The following is an 867-nucleotide window of genomic DNA, read 5'->3' as shown; positions in this document are numbered from 1 at the left end:
CGCATGCCGCGCGGCACGATGCCTGCCCGTCCTGCGTGGGCGGCCTCGCGCGCAGCGCCGCGCGCGCCGCCGCGCAGGTCGAACCCGAACCGCTGGCGAGCGACGTCGCGGCGATCATCTTCACGTCCGGCACGACGGGCGCGCCCAAGGGCGTGATGATGACGCACCGCGGCGTGCTGCATTTCGCACAGGTCTCCGCGCAATCGCGCGCGCTGGGGCCCGACGACAAGGTCTACGCGTATGCGCCGATGACACACATCTTCGGGCTGGGCACGGTGCTGCTCGCGTCGCTGCATGCGGGCGCCGCGCTGGAGATGCGTTCGCGATTCGAGCCGGCGGAGCTGTTCGACGCGCTCGCGCACCGGCGCGTGAGCCAGGTGCAAGGCCCGCCGATGCTGTTTGCCCGCCTGCTTCAGCACGCCGAGGAACACCACATCGCGCACCCCGACGCTCCGCACCTGCGCTACCTGTACGCCGGCGCCGGGCCGCTCGACAGCGCGCTCAAGCAGAAGGTCGAGGCAATGTTCGGCCAGACCCTGCATCACGGCTACGGGCTGTCGGAATACGCGGGCTCGCTGCACGCGACGCGCCTGGGCGAAACGCGCCAGGACACCAGCGCGGGCTACGCGTTTCCGGGCGCCGAACTGCGCATCGTCGATCCGGCCAGCGGCCGCACGCTGCCGGCCGGCGAGCGCGGCGAAATCTGGCTGCGCGGCACGGGCCTGATGCCCGGCTATTTCCGCGACCCGGCCGCCACGGCCGACGTGATGCGCGACGGCGGCTGGTACGCGTCGGGCGACCTGGGCGAGCTGCACGACGACGGCGCGCTGTTCATCGTCGGGCGGCTCAAGGACATGATCATCCGCT

Annotated in this window: 1 protein-coding gene; it reads left to right on the top strand. The window is 72.1% G+C overall.

Going from position 1 to position 867, the window contains the following annotated elements; genetic code table 11:
- The coding region (locus G3O06_RS48540; protein WP_205820493.1) for a long-chain fatty acid--CoA ligase at nucleotides 1–867 on the top strand (867 nt) is incomplete at both ends.

Source organism: Burkholderia sp. Ac-20345, assembly GCF_017104825.1.
GTDB classification, from domain to species: Bacteria; Pseudomonadota; Gammaproteobacteria; order Burkholderiales; family Burkholderiaceae; genus Burkholderia; species Burkholderia lata_B.
This window is presented reverse-complemented; position numbering and strand designations above follow the sequence as displayed.